General features: G+C 70.1%; 18 protein-coding genes. 12 read left to right on the forward strand and 6 right to left on the reverse strand.

Annotation, left to right across the window (positions count from 1 at the left end):
- The first annotated feature begins 5 nt into the window (after nucleotides 1-5).
- Together FHU35_RS09675 and FHU35_RS09680 are read left to right on the forward strand one after the other, a co-directional pair.
- Complete coding sequence (locus tag FHU35_RS09675; protein WP_186459355.1) at nucleotides 6-653, forward strand: class II aldolase/adducin family protein; 648 nt, start codon at nucleotides 6-8, stop codon at nucleotides 651-653.
- Nucleotides 654-761: 108 nt separating this feature from the next.
- Nucleotides 762-2048, forward strand: a complete 1287-nt coding sequence (locus FHU35_RS09680) for a GNAT family N-acetyltransferase (RefSeq protein WP_145738179.1) — start codon at nucleotides 762-764, stop codon at nucleotides 2046-2048.
- A gap of 53 nt (nucleotides 2049-2101) precedes the next feature.
- Here FHU35_RS09680 and idi read toward each other — a convergent pair whose 3' ends face one another.
- Nucleotides 2102-2680 (reverse strand): isopentenyl-diphosphate Delta-isomerase, encoded by a 579-nt coding sequence (gene idi / locus FHU35_RS09685; protein WP_145738180.1) that lies wholly within the window; start codon nucleotides 2678-2680, stop codon nucleotides 2102-2104.
- 362 nt (nucleotides 2681-3042) lie between these two features.
- Between idi and FHU35_RS09690 the strand changes: the two genes are divergently transcribed.
- The 4 genes from FHU35_RS09690 (at nucleotide 3043) to FHU35_RS09705 (ending at nucleotide 6439) form a co-directional block, all read left to right on the forward strand.
- A complete protein-coding gene (locus FHU35_RS09690) occupies nucleotides 3043-4017 on the forward strand; it encodes a M28 family metallopeptidase (protein WP_246110201.1) in 975 nt (324 codons plus the stop codon).
- Between the two features lie 237 nt (nucleotides 4018-4254).
- Entirely contained in the window at nucleotides 4255-4572 is a 318-nt protein-coding gene (locus tag FHU35_RS09695; RefSeq protein WP_246110202.1) for a (2Fe-2S)-binding protein, read from the forward strand.
- The gene (locus FHU35_RS09700; protein WP_145738182.1) at nucleotides 4569-5879 is read left to right on the forward strand and encodes an FAD-dependent oxidoreductase; all 1311 of its coding nucleotides are present in this window, start codon (nucleotides 4569-4571) and stop codon (nucleotides 5877-5879) included. The genes FHU35_RS09695 and FHU35_RS09700 overlap by 4 nt, the downstream gene beginning before the upstream one ends.
- A gap of 11 nt (nucleotides 5880-5890) precedes the next feature.
- Entirely contained in the window at nucleotides 5891-6439 is a 549-nt protein-coding gene (locus FHU35_RS09705) for a GNAT family N-acetyltransferase (RefSeq protein WP_425474119.1), read from the forward strand.
- A gap of 75 nt (nucleotides 6440-6514) precedes the next feature.
- Here FHU35_RS09705 and FHU35_RS09710 read toward each other — a convergent pair whose 3' ends face one another.
- Both FHU35_RS09710 and FHU35_RS09715 read right to left on the reverse strand, forming a co-directional pair.
- On the reverse strand, nucleotides 6515-8074 hold the full coding sequence (locus FHU35_RS09710) for an aldehyde dehydrogenase family protein (protein ID WP_145738184.1): 1560 nt from the start codon (nucleotides 8072-8074) through the stop codon (nucleotides 6515-6517).
- Nucleotides 8075-8118: 44 nt separating this feature from the next.
- Nucleotides 8119-8400 carry a hypothetical protein gene (locus FHU35_RS09715; protein WP_145738185.1) on the reverse strand — a complete coding sequence of 94 codons (282 nt, stop codon included), beginning with the start codon at nucleotides 8398-8400 and terminating at the stop codon, nucleotides 8119-8121.
- Between FHU35_RS09715 and FHU35_RS09720 the strand changes: the two genes are divergently transcribed.
- Nucleotides 8392-9198, forward strand: a complete 807-nt coding sequence (locus FHU35_RS09720) for an SGNH/GDSL hydrolase family protein (RefSeq protein ID WP_145738186.1) — start codon at nucleotides 8392-8394, stop codon at nucleotides 9196-9198. The two genes, FHU35_RS09715 and FHU35_RS09720, sit on opposite strands and share 9 nt — an antisense overlap.
- 111 nt (nucleotides 9199-9309) lie before the next feature.
- On the opposite strand, the gene FHU35_RS09725 is transcribed toward FHU35_RS09720, so the two are convergent.
- Both FHU35_RS09725 and FHU35_RS09730 read right to left on the reverse strand, forming a co-directional pair.
- Complete coding sequence (locus tag FHU35_RS09725; protein WP_145738187.1) at nucleotides 9310-10083, reverse strand: SDR family oxidoreductase; 774 nt, start codon at nucleotides 10081-10083, stop codon at nucleotides 9310-9312.
- Nucleotides 10083-10979, reverse strand: a complete 897-nt coding sequence (locus FHU35_RS09730; RefSeq protein ID WP_145738188.1) for a dihydrodipicolinate synthase family protein — start codon at nucleotides 10977-10979, stop codon at nucleotides 10083-10085. The genes FHU35_RS09725 and FHU35_RS09730 overlap by 1 nt, the downstream gene beginning before the upstream one ends.
- A 722-nt stretch (nucleotides 10980-11701) precedes the next feature.
- Here FHU35_RS09730 and FHU35_RS09735 point away from each other — a divergent pair.
- From FHU35_RS09735 to FHU35_RS09750, 4 genes are all read left to right on the forward strand, one after another.
- Nucleotides 11702-12802 (forward strand): J domain-containing protein, encoded by a 1101-nt coding sequence (locus tag FHU35_RS09735; RefSeq protein ID WP_145738189.1) that lies wholly within the window; start codon nucleotides 11702-11704, stop codon nucleotides 12800-12802.
- A gap of 98 nt (nucleotides 12803-12900) precedes the next feature.
- Nucleotides 12901-13305, forward strand: coding sequence for a DoxX family protein (locus FHU35_RS09740; protein ID WP_145738190.1), 405 nt, complete (start codon nucleotides 12901-12903; stop codon nucleotides 13303-13305).
- A gap of 33 nt (nucleotides 13306-13338) precedes the next feature.
- A complete protein-coding gene (locus tag FHU35_RS09745; protein ID WP_145738191.1) occupies nucleotides 13339-13731 on the forward strand; it encodes a VOC family protein in 393 nt (130 codons plus the stop codon).
- 85 nt (nucleotides 13732-13816) lie between these two features.
- Nucleotides 13817-14500 (forward strand): dienelactone hydrolase family protein, encoded by a 684-nt coding sequence (locus FHU35_RS09750; RefSeq protein ID WP_145738192.1) that lies wholly within the window; start codon nucleotides 13817-13819, stop codon nucleotides 14498-14500.
- Nucleotides 14501-14981: 481 nt separating this feature from the next.
- Here FHU35_RS09750 and FHU35_RS09755 read toward each other — a convergent pair whose 3' ends face one another.
- A complete protein-coding gene (locus FHU35_RS09755; RefSeq protein ID WP_145738193.1) occupies nucleotides 14982-17084 on the reverse strand; it encodes an acetate--CoA ligase family protein in 2103 nt (700 codons plus the stop codon).
- 253 nt (nucleotides 17085-17337) lie between these two features.
- Between FHU35_RS09755 and FHU35_RS09760 the strand changes: the two genes are divergently transcribed.
- Nucleotides 17338-18663: an MFS transporter gene (locus FHU35_RS09760; RefSeq protein ID WP_145738194.1), complete on the forward strand. Its 1326-nt coding sequence runs from the start codon at nucleotides 17338-17340 to the stop codon at nucleotides 18661-18663.
- Nucleotides 18664-18696 lie beyond the last annotated feature (33 nt).

The following is an 18696-nucleotide window of genomic DNA, read 5'->3' on the forward strand; positions in this document are numbered from 1 at the left end:
AAGGGATGAGCGCAGTGCGTCTGGCCGAGCAGCGCGGCGAGGTCATCGACATCGCCCGGCGGATGACCTCCGACCGGCTGGTGGTCGGCACGTCGGGGAACGTGTCGGTGCGCAGCGGCGACCTGGTCGCCGTCACGCCCTCGGGCGTGGAGTACGAGGAGCTGCGGCCGGTCGACGTCCCGCTGGTGGACCTGCGCGGCGAGCTGGTCGAGGGCGAGCTCAAGCCGACCTCAGAGCTGCCGATGCACCTCGCGGCCTACACCGCGCACGACGCGGGCGCGGTCGTGCACACCCACTCGCTGCACGCGACCGCGCTGTCGCTGCTGCGCGACGAGGTCCCGGCGGTGCACTACCAGCTGGCCGACTACGGCGGTCCGGTTCGGGTCGCCGACTACGCGACCTTCGGGACCGACGCCCTCGCGGACTCGGTGTCCGAAGCGCTGCGCGACCGCACCGGCTGCATCCTCCGCAACCACGGCACGGTCACCATCGGCGCCACCCTCACCAAGGCCTACAACCGGGCCAGGCAGCTCGAATGGCTCTGCGAGCTCTGGCTCACCGCGGCGAGGCTCGGCGATCCGGCACTGCTCCCCGATGACGAAATCGACCGCTGCGCCACGCTCTTCGGCGGCTACGGCCAGAGCGTCCGCTGAAAGGGCATCCCGCGGGGCGAATCGATCGCACGGGTGTGATGTCGGGCCGTTAACATCGGTGTGACGCGGATTCGTCCGGAGGAAACCTGGGTCCTGAAGCCTGGCTGCATGACTCCTAGCGAGCACCGCCGGGCCCACCCGGACTGGAACCGCGAGCTCGTCGAGCTCGCCGCGCTGTTGCTGGTGGTCGGCGCGACGAACCTCGCCCTCGCCGGGGTGGCCGGCCACCCCGCAGCGACGTTCACGCTGATGGCCACCGGGATGGCCCTGCTGGTGGTGGCTCTCGTGCGGTGGTGGTCGCACCGCGACGCCGCGATCGCGGAGGTGCCGGAACCGGAGCCCGCCTTCGTCCCGCAGAACCTGTGGCGGCTGCGAGCGCGCGTCACCGATGTCCCAGGTCGTCTCGCCGAGCTGGCGGGAGCGCTGGCGGCGCTCGGTGGTGACATCCGGACCATGCAAGTGCACCCGGTGGCCGGTGGTGCGGTCGACGAAGTGCTGCTGCACCTTCCCACCCGCGTCCGGCAGGTGGACCTGGTCGCTGCCGTCGAGACCGCGGGCGGCTACGACGTGAGCGCTTCACGCGCCGACGTGCGCGAACTCGACGACGTGCCGACCCGCACCGCCGTGCTCGCCAACGACCTCGTCAACGGCAGGACCGACTTGGTGCGCGGGTTGCGCTCGCTGCTCGGCCACGTGGAAGCGCAGTGGCAGGACGACTCGGACGTGCACCCGGTGGCCGAGACCGTCACCGAGACCGCGATGCGCCTGGCCGAACCCGGCGGTGGAGTGCTCGTGCTGACCCGCCCCGGAGGTGCGTTCACCCCCGCCGAGTTCGCGCGTGCTCGCGCGCTGGCGGACCTGGCCACCAGTTGCCGCGCTCGCGTCCGCTCCGTGGAACGGGCCGTGACGACGTACCGCGGCATCGAGCTGATGCTGCGCTCGGCGGACCGCACCGACGTCGACCTGGTCGTCGAGTTCCACGAGCGCTGCTCGAGCGCTGCGCGCTTCCGCCGCTACTTCAGTGCCGGGCCGGCGCAGGGTGAGCGAGGTCTGCGGCGGCTGCTGACCCCGGCGCTGGGTCGTTCGCTGCTGGCGCTCGGGCCGGACGGGCAGGTGGTGGGCATGGGAAACCTGATGTACGACGGCGATTCCGGTGAGCTCGCGCTGCTGGTGCGCGACGACTGGCAGCGCCGGGGTGTCGGTGCGGCGCTCGCCGAGGACCTCGTCGAGCAGGCGGCGCGCATGGGGATCACGACACTCACGGCCGAGAGCCACGTCGACAACACCGCGATCGCCCGCACTCTGCGACGTGCCGGGATGAAGCTCGTCGGGGCACCCGAACCGGGGGAGTGGAGCTGGACGCGGGACCTCGCTCCGCTCGCCCGAACCGAGTGACGCGGGACGGCCCCCGGAAACCGTGCTTCCGGGGGCCGTCTGCTGTCGTGAGATCAGGCCACGCGTGCGGCGGGCGGCAGGCTCGTCGGGGTGCCGATGGGCCACTGTGCCGGTTCCGGGCCCAGCTCGGTGAGCTCGCGGACCTGCAGCGCGCACCAGGGCGACACGTCCGCGTCGCCGGAGAGGACGCCGGTGCTGAACTCCTTCCACTGCACCCAGCGCGTGCCGGCGACCTCGTCCTGGTTGGGGTCCGGGGTGTTGTCGGTGAAAGCCACGAAGACCGGGCACATCTCGTTCTCCGCGACGCCGTTGTCCATCGTGGCGCGGTACCGGAACGCCGGTAGCGCGAGCTCCATCCCGCGCACGGTCAGGCCGAGCTCCTCGCGAAGACGCCTGGTGATGGCGGTCTTCATGTCCTCCTCCGGTGCCGGGTGGCCGCAGCACGTGTTGGTCCACACGCCCGGGAAGGTCCGCTTGTGGTGGGCTCGTTGGGTGAGCAGGAATTCGCCGTGGTCGTTGAACACGTAGCAGGAGAACGCCAGGTGCAGCGGCGTCTCCTGGTGGTGCACGGTCGCCTTGTCTTCGACGCCTATCGCCTGACCGGTCTCGTCGAGCAGGACCACCTGTTCCACGTGCGGTGCCTCCCTGAGGTGTAGGAACTGGATCTTCGTCGCGCAGCCGGGCCCTCGTCCGGTCCTGGCCGCGCCTGCCGTGCGGTCTTGATCACCAGGACGCCGGCTGCGGAGCCGTGACCAGGTGTCTCCAGCTTGCCTCAGCGCCGCTGCGAGAACAACGCGAGCCGATCGCGCACTGCTCCTGCACGGCCCGATCTCCGGCCTCGGCGGTTCTGGGTGGCGTGAGACCTCGTCGCGAATACGGGAAAAACGCGTTGTTGAGGCGAGTTTTGGTCAAATCGGTCTTCGCCGCGGACCCCGCGGATACGTTCCCCTCGCGAATCGAGATCGACGCCGACATCTACGAAGGGGATCGCGGGATGCCGAACCGACCGATGCTCGCCACCGCTGCCGGACTGGCCGCAGCCGCCGCGCTGGTGCTGCCCACCGCGGCGGTCGCCGACAACGGCGCGCGCGCCGACGTCATGGCCGTGCAGGACCACCTCCAGGAGCTGCAGAACATCGCCGGGGCCAATGGCGGGAACCGAGCTGCGGGCACGCCCGGGTACAAGGCCTCGCTGGACTACATCAAGGGCAAGCTCGACGAGGCCGGGTTCGCCACCACGGTCCAGGAGTTTCCGTCCATGGGCGGTCCGACGTACAACCTGATCGCTGACACGCCTGGTGGTGACGCGAACAAGGTCGTGATGTTCGGCGCTCACCTGGACAGCGTGGGCGACGGGCCGGGGATCAACGACAACGGGACCGGCTCCGCCGCGATCCTGCAGGCCGCGCTGGACTACGCGGGCGGCGGCGAAACCCCCACCAACAAGCTCCGCTTCGCCTTCTGGGGTGCGGAGGAAGAAGGCCTCGTCGGCTCCACCCACTACGTGGAGACCTTGCCGGAGGCCGATCGCGGAAAGATCGCCGCCTACCTGAACTTCGACATGGTCGGTTCGCCCAACGCCGGGTACTTCACCTACGACGGTGACGACTCCGACGGTGTCGGCGCAGGTCCGGGGCCTGAAGGCTCGGCGCAGATCGAGAAGCTGCTCAACGACTCCTTGGGTGCGGCGGGTGCGCCCGCCGAGGGCACCGACTTCGACGGTCGTTCCGACTACGGCCCGTTCATCGAGGTCGGCATCCCGGCTGGTGGGACGTTCACCGGCGCCGAGGAGTCCAAGACCCCCGAGCAGGCCGAGAAGTGGGGCGGCCAGGCAGGTGAGGCCTTCGACGCCTGCTACCACCAGTCCTGCGACACGATCGAGAACGTCGACGCGCAAGCCCTCGAGCGCAACTTCGCGGCCATCGCCAACGCCGTGAAGACCTACGCGGCGCAGTTCCCGCAGCCGTAGACCTCAAGCCATCGGGAGAGGGAAAGAGCCGTCCCCGGCAGCACCGCAGCGCAGGCGGAGCTGCCGGGGACGGCTGCACTCCCGTCTCAGTCCCCTGTCTGACGGACCTACGCCGATGGATTGATGCGCGATCTGTTCTGGGGCAGTTCAATTTCTCCTGCCGGTTCGAACGGGAACCGGACTCGCCGGGTACGCCTGAACAGGCCCGACGGGTGCAGCTACAGGAGGTGGCGGCAGTTGACCGGACCGTATCTGCTGCCCGCCCACCTGGACCCCGCGCAACCCCGCTACCAGACGAGCTTCTCCGTCGAGGTCGACGGCCGCCGGGTCACCGCGCGCGCAGGGCAGACGGTGGCCGCGGTGCTGATGTCGCTGGGCCTGACCTCGTGGCGCGAGTCCGGCGGCCGCGGGCGGAGACGCGGCCTGTTCTGCGGCATCGGCGTGTGCGCCGAGTGCGCGCTGGTGGTCAACGGAACGCCGAACGTGCGCGCCTGCCTGCGGACCGTCGAACCCGGTGACGTGATCAGCACTCGCGGTCCCGGGGAGTCGTCGTGAGCGTTGTGGTCGTGGGTGCGGGCCCCGCCGGCATGGCAGCCGCGCGGCACGCCGCTCGCGCGGGTGCCGACGTGCTGCTCGTCGACTCCTCGGGCGACCTCGGTGGCCGGTACCACCAGATCCCGCCGGCGCAGTTCGGCGTCACCAGGCCGCAGCGGAGCGGATCGGGGCAGCGGGATGTCGAGGCCCTGGCCGACGAGATCCGAGCCGATCCGCGCATCCGGCACTTCGCGGGCAGCGTGCGGTCGATCGACGGGCACACCCTCCACGTGCGCAGCAGAGGCGGCGACGCGGAGGAGTCGTTGCACGCCGAGGCGGTGGTGCTGGCCACCGGTGCGCACGACCGGGTGCTGCCGTTCCCCGGCTGGGAACTGCCGGGCGTGTTCACCGCGGGTGGTGCCCACGCGCTGGCCAGAGGTCAGCGGGTCGCGGTCGGCAGCCGGGTGGTGGTCGCGGGCACCGGCCCGTTCCTGCTGCCGGTCGCCGAATCGTTGCTGGACGTCGGCGCCGAGGTGGTCGCCGTGCTCGACGCGGGAAGCACGACCTCCTGGCTGCGACGGGCGCCGACACTGGCGGGGCAGTGGGACAAGCTCGCGGGGTTCGCGGGCTACCTGCGCAGGCTCGTCGGTGCCACTCGCTTCCGCACCCGGGCCGGTGTGGTGGAAGCGATCGGCGATGAGCGGGTTCGGGAGGCCGTGGTCGCCAAGCTCGACGCCCGGTGGCGGCCCATCCCGGGCACGCACCGGAGGATTCCGGTGGACGCGATCTGCGTCGCCCACGGCTTCGAACCTCGCCTCGAGCTGGCCAGAGCCGCGGGTTGCGACATCGTCGACGGGTTCGTGCGCGTCGACGACGAGCAGCGCAGCTCGACGCCGTGGGTGTTCGCGGCGGGGGAGACCACCGGCATCGCCGGGGCCAGGGCCGCAGCCGCCGAAGGCGCCGTCGCCGGCCTCGCGGCCGCGGTGCAGGTGCGGGCCACAACGTGGCGAGCGGTCGAGAAGCCCGCGCGGCGAGCGAGACTCATGGTCCGCTGTGGACAGAGGTTCGGGCGGGCGATGGCTTCCGCGACCCGCATCGGTGAGGGCTGGAACGAGTGGCTCACCCCGCAGACGGTCGTCTGCCGGTGCGAGGAGGTTCCCTACCAGGCCCTGCGGGACAACGCTCCCGTCCAGCGCGATGCGAGTGCGCTGAACCGGTCGTGTCGTGTCGGGCTCGGGTCCTGCCAGGGACGCATGTGCGGCCGCAGCGCCGACGAGCTCGCCGAGAACCTCCTCCGGCCTCCTGCGAACGAGCCTCCCCTCGCCTGATTGCTGCCATCATGTGCCGCATGACCGAAATCCGGACCGCGCACACGGCAGATCTCGACGAGGTGAGCCTGGGCGCGGCGCGCAGGCTGCTGTGGGACGTCTTCCCCGAGGACGACGCCATGACCGAAGCGGACTGGGAGCACTGCCTCGGCGGGATGCACGTGCTGGCCTGGGACGACGACGAGCTGATCGGGCACGCAGCGCTCGTGATGCGGCGCTTGCTGGTCGGCGAGCGCGCCCTGCGCACCGGGTACGTGGAGGGCGTCGCGGTGCACCGCGACCGCCGGCGCCGGGGCATCGGTGCAGCGCTCATGGCCGAGGTGGAGCGGATGATCCGCGCCGCCTACGACCTGGGAGCGCTCGGCGCCAGCGAGGAGGGCCGGCCCTTCTACGAGTCGCGGGGCTGGAAGCCCTGGCCCGCTCCGACCCGGCAGCTGACCACCGCCGGGATCCAGCCGACCCCGGACGAGGACGGCTGGATCTACTACTACCCGGTCGGGGCGTCCCTCGACACGACGGCACCGATCACCTGCGATCTGCGTCCCGGCGAGTCCTGGTAGCTGCCGGGCCGATCGGGCTCACGACGAACGCGCAATCGCGCCTAGGCGGGGTTTCCCGTTTCGTTCGTGCCGTGATCAGGTCTGCGGATAGCGTTGGTAACCCGGGAAGTTCCCGTAGAGCTGCTCGCCCGGAGGGCCCTGGGTGACCGCGTGCACCAGGTGCTGGCCGCCGACGAACGCGCCCTTCCACGACGCGCCCCGGCCGCCGAACGCCTCGTCCCGGTCACCGCGCGAGCGCGGCTTGTTGATGCCGACCTTGAACGCCTGGACGCTCTCCGAGAGCTCGGCGGCGAACCCCTCGTCGTCGCAGGCGATGGTGGCGACCAGGGCACCGTTGGACGCGTTCATCTGGGCCAGCAGCTCGGCCTCGGTGTCGACCACGACGATGGTGTCCACCGGTCCGAACGGTTCCTCGTGCATCAGCCGGCTGGCACCCGGCGGTGCCAGCAGTGTCACCGGTGCCGCGTAGGCCGAGACGTCCTGGCCTTCGAGGAAGTGGCCGTGCGAGCGGTCCCCGTGGTGCAGCGGCACGGCGCCGTGGCGCAGGGCCTCGGCGACCCGCCCCTCCAGCTCGGTGGCCTTGGCGGCTGAGATCAGCGGGCCGAAGTCCAGTGCGGGCGGCTCATCGTCCTCGCTGGCCAGCGGGTGGCCGAAGCGGACCGATTGGACCACCGGGAGGTAGGTGGCGAGGAACTTGTCCACGAGCTTGCGCTGCACCACGAAGCGCGGGTAAGCCGTGCACCGCTGCTTGGCGTACTCGAACCCCTTGCGCAGGTGCGCGCTCAGCCCGTCCCAGTCCGAGAACTCCCACAGGCCCCAGGTGTTGAGCCCCTCCTGCTCCAGCATGTGGCGTTTGCCGGTGTCGACCAGCTGCGCGGCGATCTTGCCTCCGTTGGAGCGACCGCCGACGAACGCGAGCGCGCCGACCTCCGGTGAGCGCACCAGCGGATCAGACAGCGCCGAACCGTCCCCGGACAGCAGGCTGGCCGGGAGCCCGGCGCGGTTCATCAGGGCATGCGCGACGGTCAGCGTCACCGCTCCGCCCTGGGTCGGCGTCTTGGCGATCACGGCGTTGCCCGCGAGCAACTGCACCAGCTCGGCGTGCACCAGGACGCTCATGGGGTAGTTCCAGCTGGCGATGTTGCTGACCGGACCCGGCAGCGGCTGCCGCTTGTGCGGTGCGCCCTCCACGTCCTGGTTGAGCATCTGCTCGGTGTGGTCGGCGTACCAGCGGGCGCCGTCGAGGCACCGGTCGACGTCGGCGCAGGCGAGCTTCCAGGGCTTGCCGATCTCCCAGGCGAGCAGCAGCGCGAGGTCGTCGCGGACCTGCGCCATCGCGTCCACCGCGCTGAGCACCGCTTCGCGGCGCTGCTCGTAGCTGGTCTGCGCCCAGGACTGGTGGGCTCTGGCAGCGGCGTGCACGGCCTCCTGCGCGGTGGCGGCGTCGATCTTGGGCAGCTGGGTGAACACGGTGCCGTCCACCGGTGTGATCTGCGGGGCCTGCTCGCCGACGGAGAGCCAGCGGCGGTCGATGAGATTGCGGGGCACGCCGTCGTCGAAGGCTTCCGGTGCCGCGGCGTTGGCCCGGGAGAGCACGGCCGAAGCGGTGCGGTGCTCAGGAACCCGGAGTGTCATACGCCCTCCTCAAACAGTGGGATGGGGTGCCGGGAGGCATAGAACTATGCCATTTCGAGTGGTGCCACGCCTGCTGCAATCGTGCGAATTCGAACAAAACGTACGTGCGTCTTGCGAACTCGTTCTGTCGTCCCGCTGCCCGTCGGATTGGGAAAACCGGCGAAATCAACTCGCGCGAGTGCCCCGATGGCGGATTCCGCAGCGGCGTTCGAGGTGCAGGAAAAGGCGGTTACTGGCGGGTATTCGCCAATTTCTCCGAAATGGGGCGCGGACTTCTTTGAATGAAAGGGCTTTTCGCGCTCCGAACGGAGGAAAACATGCTTCACGCAAGGTACCTCATCGGTGCGGTGGCCGTGTGCGCGGTCACCACGGGCACGGCCGTCACCCCGGCCTTCGCAGCGGATTCCGGGTCCGCTGCCGAGAACTACGTCGCTCTCGGCGACTCCTACGCCTCGGGAACCGGAACCCGGGACTACTTCGAGGACAGCGGCAGCTGTCTGCGCAGTCCCAAAGCCTATCCGCAGCTGTGGGCGGACTCCCACGGAGCGGCCAACTTCGACTTCGCCGCCTGCTCCGGCGCGGTCACCGACGACGTCAACTCCGGCCAGCTCGACGGTTTGAGCGCCGACACCACACTGGTCACGATCTCCATCGGTGGCAACGACATCGGATTCGTCGACGTCATCACGCGGTGCCTCACCGGAACCGACGAGGGTTGCGACGGCGCCGTCGACGAGGCCGCCGAGAAGGCCCGGAGCGAACTCCCCGACAAGCTCGACACCACCTACGCCAACATCCGTTCCGCAGCGCCCAACGCGAAGGTCGTGGTGGTCGGGTACCCGCGGATCAACGAGATGGGCGACTGCGGGATCCCGTTCTACTCCGAGCACAAGCGTCAGCGGATCAACGAGGGCGCCGACGAGCTCGCCTCGGTGACCTCCGAACGGGCCTCGGCCGCCGGATTCTCCTTCGCCGACCCCAGGACCGCCTTCGAGGGGCACGGCGTGTGCTCCTCCGACGAGTGGATCAACGGTCCCAGCGACCCGATCCAGGAGTCCTTCCACCCCGACGTCGACGGACACGCCAACGCGTACCTGCCGACCCTGAACTCCGTCACCGGCTGACGATCCCGGGGCGGACGGGGCGTGTCGCGCGGAGAACCTCCCGTCGTTCCGCGCGGCACGCCTTCCTCGTCGGCGCGAGCAGGCGGTGCGGTCCGCCTGCTGTGTTCGGCGTCAGAGGGTCGGGACGAGACCTCCGTCGCAGCGAACCGCGGTCCCGGTGATGTACGAGGCGTGCGCGCTGCACAGGAACGCAGCTGTGGCACCGAATTCCGCGGGTTCGCCGTAGCGCTTGGCCGGGATCACGGACTCGCCGCGGGCGCGGACCTCCTCGATCGGCAGCCGCTCCCGCTCGGCAGTGGCGCGGTCCAACGACGACAACCGATCGGTGGCGATGCGGCCCGGCAGCAGCAGGTTGGCGGTGACGCCCTCGTCGGCGACGTCGATCGACAGGCTTTTCAGGTAGGCGGCCAGCGCGCTGCGTCCGATGTTGGACAGCGCGAGGTTCGGGATCGGTGCTTCCACACCGCTGGAGGCGATGGCCAGCAGCCGGCCCCACCCGCGCTCGCGCATGCCCGGCAGCACTCCGCCCACCAACTTCTGGTGCACCAGGAGCAGGTTCTGCACCGCTTCGGCGGTGTCCTCCGGGCCGACCTCGGACGCGCTGGCCGGACGCGGTCCGGGACCGTTGAGCACCAGGATGTCGATCTGCCCCAGAGCGTCGTGGGCAGCGGTCAGCAAGCTCTCGGCGCCGCCCTGCGCGGTCAGGTCGACCTCCACGCCGGTGGCGCCGGGCAGTTCGGCGGCGATCGCCTCGGCGCGGTCGCCTCGGCGGCCGGAGACCACCACGGCGACGCCTTCTGCGGCCAGAGCCCGCGCGGTCGCCTCGCCCAGACCACCCGTCGAGGCGCACACCAGCGCGGTGCGGCCGGCGATTCCCAGATCCATCAGCTCTCCATGTTCTCCACGGCCGCCAAGTGCCGGTCCAGTTGCTTGTCCAGGGTTTCCGGCATGCTCGCCGCGGGCGCCCGCACGCCGGAGTCGGTGATGAGGCCCCGGCGGCGCAGCGCCTCCTTGCGGATCGCCAGTCCGATGCGGGCCTGCGCCTCGAAGTTCACCAGCGGCAGGTAGCGCAGGTAGGCCTCCAGCGCCGCCTGGTAGCCGCCTTCCCACCACGCGTCGACGCACGCCTTGAGGCCCTCGGGGAACGAGAAACCCGTCATCGCACCGGACGCACCCGCTGCCAATTCGTCCAGCAGGCCGACGCCGCCGAGGCCTCCGAAGACCGGGATGGCAGAGCGTGAGGTCAGCGTGGCGATCGCCGGTGGCGTGGGTGGTGCTTCGGCCTTGACGGCGACCACCGATTCGACCTGTTCGACCACTGCGGCGAGATCGGCCGCGCTGATCGACACGCCGCTGACCAGCGGGTAGTCCTGCACCACGAGCCCGGCACCGGTCGCCGCGTGCACCACGCGGAGCTGGTGCACCAGGGCGTCGGGATCCGCGGTGTTGACCTGCACCATCGCGCCCGCGAGCCGGTCGCCGACCGCGTCGGCGGCGAGCTCGATCTCTTCGATCACCGGCGCCGACGAGGTGCTGGAAGCGCCCACGACCACGGGCAGGTCCGCGGAGTCCACCACGACTTCGAGCACGGCGCGCTTCTCGGCGGTGGACAGCCGCGCTGCTTCGCCGAAGACGCCCAGCACGGTCAGCCCGGTGACGCCGATCCGGCGGTAGTGGGCGACGAGCTTCGACAACGAGCCGAGGTCGAGATCTCCCTCGGACTCCGTGAACGGTGTGGCGACCACGCCCCAGACGCCGGGAGCGAGCGGATCGGTGGCCATCTGCACCCCTTCACCCAGCGGCTCGACCGGCGATCTTATGCACGTCGAATCCGATCACGTCAAGGTCGCTGCAGGCCCCACGCCAAGGCGGTCAAGGGCCGCGGTCCGAATCCTCACGTTCGATCAGGACCGCCACCGCGCCGCGGCGGGATTGTGCCCCACAACGTCGTGGCGATCGGCTATTGTGAACAGCGATGCCGGTGGGATTCACCTGCCGGGCATCCACCAGGACTTGCGCGGTGTGCACCGCGCGCAGCAGGCCGAGCCGGTCCCAGGCGCCATCCAGGACCGAGCCCGGCTCCCGGGTGGCCAAAAGGGAGGGGCGGCGGAGCGCCGCCCCGGTCATCCGCGTGGAAGAGCCCGCTGGCCAAGCAGCCAGCGGGTTTTTTCGTGCCCACGTGGCGCCCGGCCGGCGACGTGAAGAGCCTCGGCCGGCGACGAGGTTGATCAGCACCTGACCAGTGCCGGTGGATGCCGATCCGCAGGCGGACTCGTGCGCTGCGGGTTCAGCAGGGGCTGCAGGGATCATCTGCCCTGCTGTTGCCCTGGGGCGCCTCACCTCGAACGTCGGGCCTTCCTTGCTGCGGGGATGCCGGCCAGGGCGGTGGTGGGGGTGAAATCTTGCCAGTCGGTTGATCTTGATCTCGGATCGCGTCCTATCATTGCCGGGCGTTGTCATTGCAGCTCGTTTTTGCCGCGCGGTCCGGGAGGCGGGGAGGGTAGTGCGCGGGGTCGACTACTACGAACTCCTCGGCGTGGGGAGCGATGCGACATCGGTCGAGATCAAATCGGCCTACCGCACCCTCGCTCGCAGCATGCACCCCGACGTCGGCGGCAGCGACGGCTCGTTCCGGCTCCTGCGCGAGGCCTACGAGACCCTCAACGATCCGGTCCGCCGCGCCTCCTACGACAGCTCGCGGCGTCGACCGCTGGAGACCGGAACCGCGGCGACGCGGCAGCGGCGTCCGGGATCCACCAAGCGGGCGGGCCGCGACTTCGGCGAGGATCCCGACTACGTACCTCGGATGCCCAGGGTGAGGCTCGACGACCTCACCTGGTGGGACAGCGTCGACCCGACCGCCCGGGTGCAGTACGTGCCGGTGCTCGGCCCGGACCGGATGCCGACGATGGCACTGGTCGGCGCGTGGTCGTTGCTGCTGCTGGCCGGTGTGGCGGTGGAGCTCAACGCGTTGTTGATGGCGACGTGGCTGGGTCTGCTGATCAGCTCGGGCGTCGTGATCGTGGTACTGCTGCGCCGCCACATCGGCGCTCACCGGGAGCACCGGATGTTCACCGCCGAGTTCGGCACCCAGCGCATCTTCGGGCTGCCCGACATCCAGCACGAGCGGGGTCAGCTGCTCACCGCGGAGATGTGCGCCAAGTACCTCATCCGGCTACCCGGAGTCCGGGTCTTCCACGGTCTCGCCCAGCCGGACTCGATGTTCGAGGACGTCCACCACGCGGTCCTGTGCGGTCGCCGGCTCGTGCTCGTGGAATCCAAGAGCTGGCTCCCCGGCCACTACACGACCGACGAGCACGGTTCGCTGTGGCGCAACGGGCATCCCTTCCGCGGCGGTGTGACGCGGTTGAACGAGGGCGTAGCCAGCTTCCAAGCCCTCCTGCCCGAGGTCGAGGTGCGCGGAGCCGTGCTGATCTACCCCAGCCGGGCCGGTGAGGTGACCACCGTCGAGCATCGCGACGAGCAGGTCGTCCCCATGACTCCCGCCCAGTTCGTCAAGGACATCGGTGAGTGGCTGGCGCAGGACCCGGTCACCGTGGACCGCGACGTCTTCACCGCCGTGCTCGACCAGCTCGTGGACTGACACTCGCCGTCCCCGCTCGCGACCGATGAGTTTCCGGCGCGCGACGAGTCGATACCTCCGATCGAACCTCAACGGTGCGACGGAAGGGTGCGGGCGACATGACCACCATTGCGAAAGGCCAGGCGGCTCAGCCGAGGCGGGGCGTCAACATCGGGCTCTGGGTGCTGCAGGTGCTGCTGGCGGCGTTCTTCGTGTTCGCTTCGATGCCGAAGCTGCTCGGCGATCCGACCGCCGTGCAGATGTTCGACCTGATCGGTTTCGGCCAGTGGTTCCGGTACTTCACCGGTGGGGTCGAACTGCTCGGTGCGATCGGGCTGCTGATCCCGAGGTTGTGCGGGCTGGCGGCGTTCGGTCTGGCGCTGGTGATGGTCGGAGCGACGCTGGCCCAGATCTTCCCGCTCGGAGCCCCCGCGGTGGCCCTGTCACCGCTCGTGCTGTGCCTCGTCTTCCTGGCGCTCGCCTGGGCTCGGCGCGGCAGCATCCCGGTTCTTGCCCGATCCTGATGATTCAGACCGATGCGAAGTGGAGCGACCGCCATGTCCATGAAGACCTTCGTGAACCTGCCCGTCGGTGATCTGCGGCGATCGGTGGACTTCTTCACCGCACTCGGGTTCTCCTTCGACGAGGAGTTCACCGACGAGAACGCCACCTGCATGGTGATCAGCGAAGAGGCTTACGTGATGCTGCTGGTCGAGCCGTTCTTCAAGTCCTTCATCCCCAAGGACGTGGCCGACGCGACCAAGGCCACCGAGGTCATCACGGCTCTGACCGCGGAGTCCCGCGAGCAGGTGGACGACATCGTGGAGAAGGCCCGAGCGGCGGGAGCGCCGCGCATCGGCGAGGTCGTGGAAGAAGGGCCGATGTACAGCCGGAGCTTCGACGACCCGGACGGCCACATCTGGGAAATCATCCACATGGCACTCGGCTGAGGGCTGCGATCCGGCGTGCGCGGCGCGATCATGGTGCGGGCTCGAACGGCCTGCGAACGGTCATCCTCGACGAAGGAGCACGAGCGTGACGAACCCGCACCAGAACGTCAGCTTCGCCAGCAACGGACGGACTGCCCACGGTTACCTGGCGACCCCGGAAAGACCGGGACCCGGCGTGGTGGTGATCCAGGAGTGGTGGGGCCTGACCGACCACGTGGCCGACGTCGCGAACCGCTTCGCAGCCGAGGGCTTCGTGGCCCTCGCGCCTGACCTCTACGGGGGGCGCACCACGCACGACGCGCAGGAGGCCTCCCGCATGATGCAGGAGCTGCCGGTCGACCAGGCCGCCCGCGACCTGGCGGGCGCGGTCGACCACCTGTTGGACCACGAGCTGGTGACCGGGTCGGCCGTCGGCGCCGTCGGCTTCTGCATGGGTGGCAAGTTCGCGCTGGTGCTGGCCGCGCAGCAGGGCGACCGCATCGGCGCCGTCATCCCGTTCTACGGGATTCCGCCGGTGGAGACGGACTTCTCGGCGATGACGGCACCGATGCTCGGCCACTTCGGCGAGTACGACCGCGGCGTCACGGTGGACGCCGTCGGCGAGGTGGCGGACAAGATCAAGAAGGAGACCGAGGTCCACCCCCAGATCCACGTGTACGCGGCGGGCCACGCGTTCTTCAACGACCAGAACCCCGCGTCCTACTACGAGGAATCGGCCCGAATCGCCTGGCCGCGCACCCTGGACTTCTTGCGCCGCCACCTGGGATGAGCTTTTCCCACTGTGCAGTTGTCAAACAGCAATGGTGCTTTCAAGGCGTGCGAGGCTGTCGGCGACACGAAGGGGCGCCGGTGGGTCATCGGGTCGCCGACTCGCGCTCATGCGGTGGGTGCGCGGATCGAGATCGTGCAGAGGGGCGTCGGTGGTCGCGCCCGGAGTCCAGGTGAACCGAGTGGTGCGGCCCGACGAGTGATCGCCGTCGGATACCTGATCGACTCGGGAACGGTCGCGTGGACGGCCTCTTCCGTAGCGTGATTCAGCACTGTCGAACTCATGTGCTAAGTGTGCCGTCGGCCGTTCGAAAAAGCGAGCGAGTGACGATCGCTGGATGGGGTGATCTGCAGGCCGTTCCTCGGAAAGGGTGGTGTGCAGAACGTGTCGGCGCACCGCCGTCGCAGCTGGTCGAAGACGTGCTCAGTCACCTTGGGCGACAACGGGTCTCGCCGGGACGTGACGCGTGCCCGGCGCCGGGTCAGCGCAGCACCGCCAGGCAGTCCACGGCGACGACGCCACGATCGTCGACCAGGAGCGGGTTGACGTCCAGTTCCTCGAGTTCGTCCGCGAGGTCGTGGGCCAGCCAGGACACGCGCGCCACCGCGTCGGCGGCCGCGTCGAGGTCACGCGGGGCCTGGCCCCGGATCCCGGCGAAGATCCCGCTGCCGCGCAGGGACGTCAGCAGTCGCTTGGCGGAGGCCGCGTCCAGCGGGACGACCCCCGCCCGGCTGTCGGCGAGCACCTCCACGAGGACCCCGCCGAGGCCGACCACCACGACCGGCCCGAACGCGGGATCCCGCTTGATGCCCACGATCAACTCGGTGCCGGTGGACATCCGCTGCACCAGCAGCCTGACGTCGGGTTCGAGATCCATCAGGTCTTCGGCCGCCGACCGGACCTCGGCGTCGGTGCGCAGCCCCAGCCGCACGCCGCCGACGTCGGACTTGTGCCCGATGCTGCGCGAGAGGACCTTCACCGCGACCGGTGCGCCCAGTTCGCGGGCGGCGGCGACCGCGCCGTGCGGGTCCTTCGCAGTGAAGGCGCCCGCGCACGGCACGCCGTAGGCGGCGATGAGCCTGCTGGACTCGTGCTCGTCGAGGTGCCTGCGCCCGTGGTCGCGGGCTTCGCACAGGATCGCGCGCACGACCTTGTGGTCGACGTCGGGCGGCCGCTGCGGGCTCGGTGGGGCGGGTCGCAGGCTGTAGCCGGCCAGCGCTCCCAGCGCCGCGGCCGCTCGTCCGGGGTCGGTGAAGCACGGGATCCCCAGCTCCCGCAATCGTTCCCGGGGTCGTCCGCTGCCTCCCGTCCACACCACGACCAGCGGCCGGTCGGTCGAGCGGTAGGCGTGCTCGATGGCGCCGATGAGTTCGTCGGCGGCGTGGTCGGCGTTGCCGAGCAACACCGCGATCAGGTCGGATCCCGGGTGTTCGACCGCGATCTGCAACGCTCGGCGCAGCATCCCGGGGTCGCTGATGAGGTTCGCGGTCAGGTCGACCGGATTGCGCGGCGACCCGAACGCCGGGATCACCTCGGCCATCCGGTGCTGCCACTCGGGTTCCCATGCGGCGACGTCCAAGCCGTGGCGGCTGGCCGCGTCGGCCATCAGCACCCCCGCGCCACCGGACAGCGACAACGTGGTCAGCTGCTCGCCCCGGGCGCGGCGACCGCCGGCGAAGATCATCGCGGCGCCGAGCAGCTGGTCCATGCCGTCCGCTCGCACCACGCCGAACTGCCGCACGACGCCGTCGAACACCGCGTCCTCGCCCGCCAGCGAAGCGGTGTGCGATGCCGCCGCCCGGGCGCCGGCGTCGGATCGCCCGACCTTCACGGCGAGGATCGGTTTGTCGAGTTCGTGGGCCCGCCGGGCGACGGCCAGCAGTTCCGGTCCGTCGTGCACCCCTTCCAGGTAGGCCATCAGCGCGTGGACCTCGTCGAGCTCGACGAGCCCGCCCAGCAGTTCGGCCACCGACAGATCGGCCTCGTTTCCGGTGTTGAGGAAGTGCGAGATGCCGATCCCGGCGTGCTGCGCGGCGGAGAAGATGAAGGTGCCGAACGCGCCGCTCTGGCTGACGAACGCCAGCGGGCCTTCGCGCGGTGTGAAGTCGCCGTCCATGGCCGAGGTGAACGTGGCCATCGCCTTGTCCCGCAGGCTGAACATGCCCAAGCAGTTCGGCCCGAGCAGGCGGGTTCCGGTCTCCGCCGCGACGTCGACCAGCTGCTGCTGGAGCAGCGCTCCCTGCTCGTCGAGCTCGGCGAAACCGGCCGCGCCCACGATCGCCGCCGGAACACCCCGTTGGGCGCAGTCCCGGACCGCCTCGACGACCTGGTCGGCCGGCAGCGTGATCATCGCGAGGTCGATCTCGCCGTCGACCTCGGCCAGCCGGGGGTGGGCGGGGAGTCCCTGCACCTGCTCGCGCGCCGGGTTGATCGGCAGCAGCCTGCCGGTGTAGCCGAAGCGCTTCATCAGCGCGATCGCGCGACCGGAGAGTTTGAGCGGGTCGTTCGAGGCGCCCAGGATCGCGATCGACCTCGGGTGCAGCATGCGGTGGATCGCCGGATCCGGGGCGGTGTTGCCTTCCATCGCGCTCCATCCCACCTCGCGCGTTGGTGCGCCGGTGTTTTCGATGCGTGGGTGACCGCAGCGCTGCGGGCACAGGCCCCGAGGCTAGGTGAGCGTCGCTCCTGGGCCAAGACTCGGATCCTCGTTCGTCCACAGTGGAGCATGTGGTGCAGTCCACTCGTGGAATCGCTAACTCAGGTGCTTCGCGAAACGAAGTACTAGGTGAGCAAGAGGGACAGTGCGTTGTTGACGTTGAGAACACGGGAGGGCATTCGTGGCTGCCGACCGACCGGAGAGTCGGGCATGGTGGATCTGGAGCGTGGCGGTGGTCGCCTACCTCGCCGCGGTGTTTCACAGGGGCAGCCTGGGGGTTGCCGGGACGCAGGCACTCGATCGGTTCGACGTCGGGCCTGCCGCGCTCAGCGCGTTCACGGTCCTGCAGGTCGGGATCTACGCGAGCATGCAGATCCCCACGGGATTGATGGTGGACCGGTTCGGCGCTCGCCGGGTGATCACCACGGCGGTGTTGTTGCTGGGGACGGGTCAGACGTTGTTCGCGCTGGCCGACACCTACGCCATGGGGCTGGCCGCGCGCGGCGTGCTCGGCCTGGGCGACGCGTTGATGTGGGTGAGCATCTTGCGCCTGGTGGCGGCGTACTTCTCGGCGCGTCGGTACGCGCTGGTGGCCACCATTTCCAGCGCGCTGGGGGCGCTGGGCGGTGTCGCGGCGACGTTCCCGCTCGCCGCAGCACTGCGCACGATCGGCTGGACGGGCACGTTCTTGCTGGTGGGTGCGTTGACGATGGCCTACGCGGCGGTGACGGTCTCGGTCGTGCGGGACACCACGCCGAAGGCGTCGGCGCCCAAGAGCGGGGGAGCGGTGCTGGCGCAGGTGCGCACCGCGTGGTCGGTGCCCGGGACGAGGCTGGCGTTCTGGACGCACTTCTGCACGATGTTCGTCTCGGGTGCGCTGACCCTGCTGTGGGGTTTCCCGTACCTCGTCGACGGACTCGGTGTCGCCGCGTCCACGGCGAGCGTGCTGCTGAGCCTGCTGATCATCGGCCAGGTCGTCGGGGGTCCGATGATCGGCGCGCTGATCGGCAAGCGGCCGGAATGCCGGATGTGGCTGGTCATGGGCTATCTCGGCCTGAACGTGCTGGCGTGGGTGGCGCTGCTGACCTGGCCGCAGGGACGGCCGCCGCTGGCGGTGATCGCGGTCGCGTTCCTGATCTTCGCCCTCGGTGGTCCGGTGTCGTCGGTGGCCTTCGCCCTGGTGCGCGACTACAACTCGCTGCGCCACGTCGGCACGGCCACAGGTGTGGCCAACGCGGGCGGGCACTCGGCGACGGCGCTGGGCGTGCTGTGCGTGGGTCTGGTGCTGGACGCGTTCGAGTTCATGCCCGGCGGTTCGGAGTACCGGGTGGCGATGCTGGCCCTGGTCGCGATGCTGCTCTTCGGCGCCTGGCGCACCTGGGTGTGGTGGCGTCGAGCCCGCGCCGAGGTCTTCGCCGCCGCGCAGCGCGGTGAGCAGGTGCCGGTGCTGCTGCACCGCCACCGCTGGGACCTGGAGGTCCCGCGGCGCGAGGTCCTCGCGGCCTGATGATGGGGGAAGCAGGGCGGTTCCGGCGACCTG

The organism is Saccharopolyspora dendranthemae (assembly GCF_007829955.1).
Classification (GTDB): Bacteria; Actinomycetota; Actinomycetes; order Mycobacteriales; family Pseudonocardiaceae; genus Saccharopolyspora; species Saccharopolyspora dendranthemae.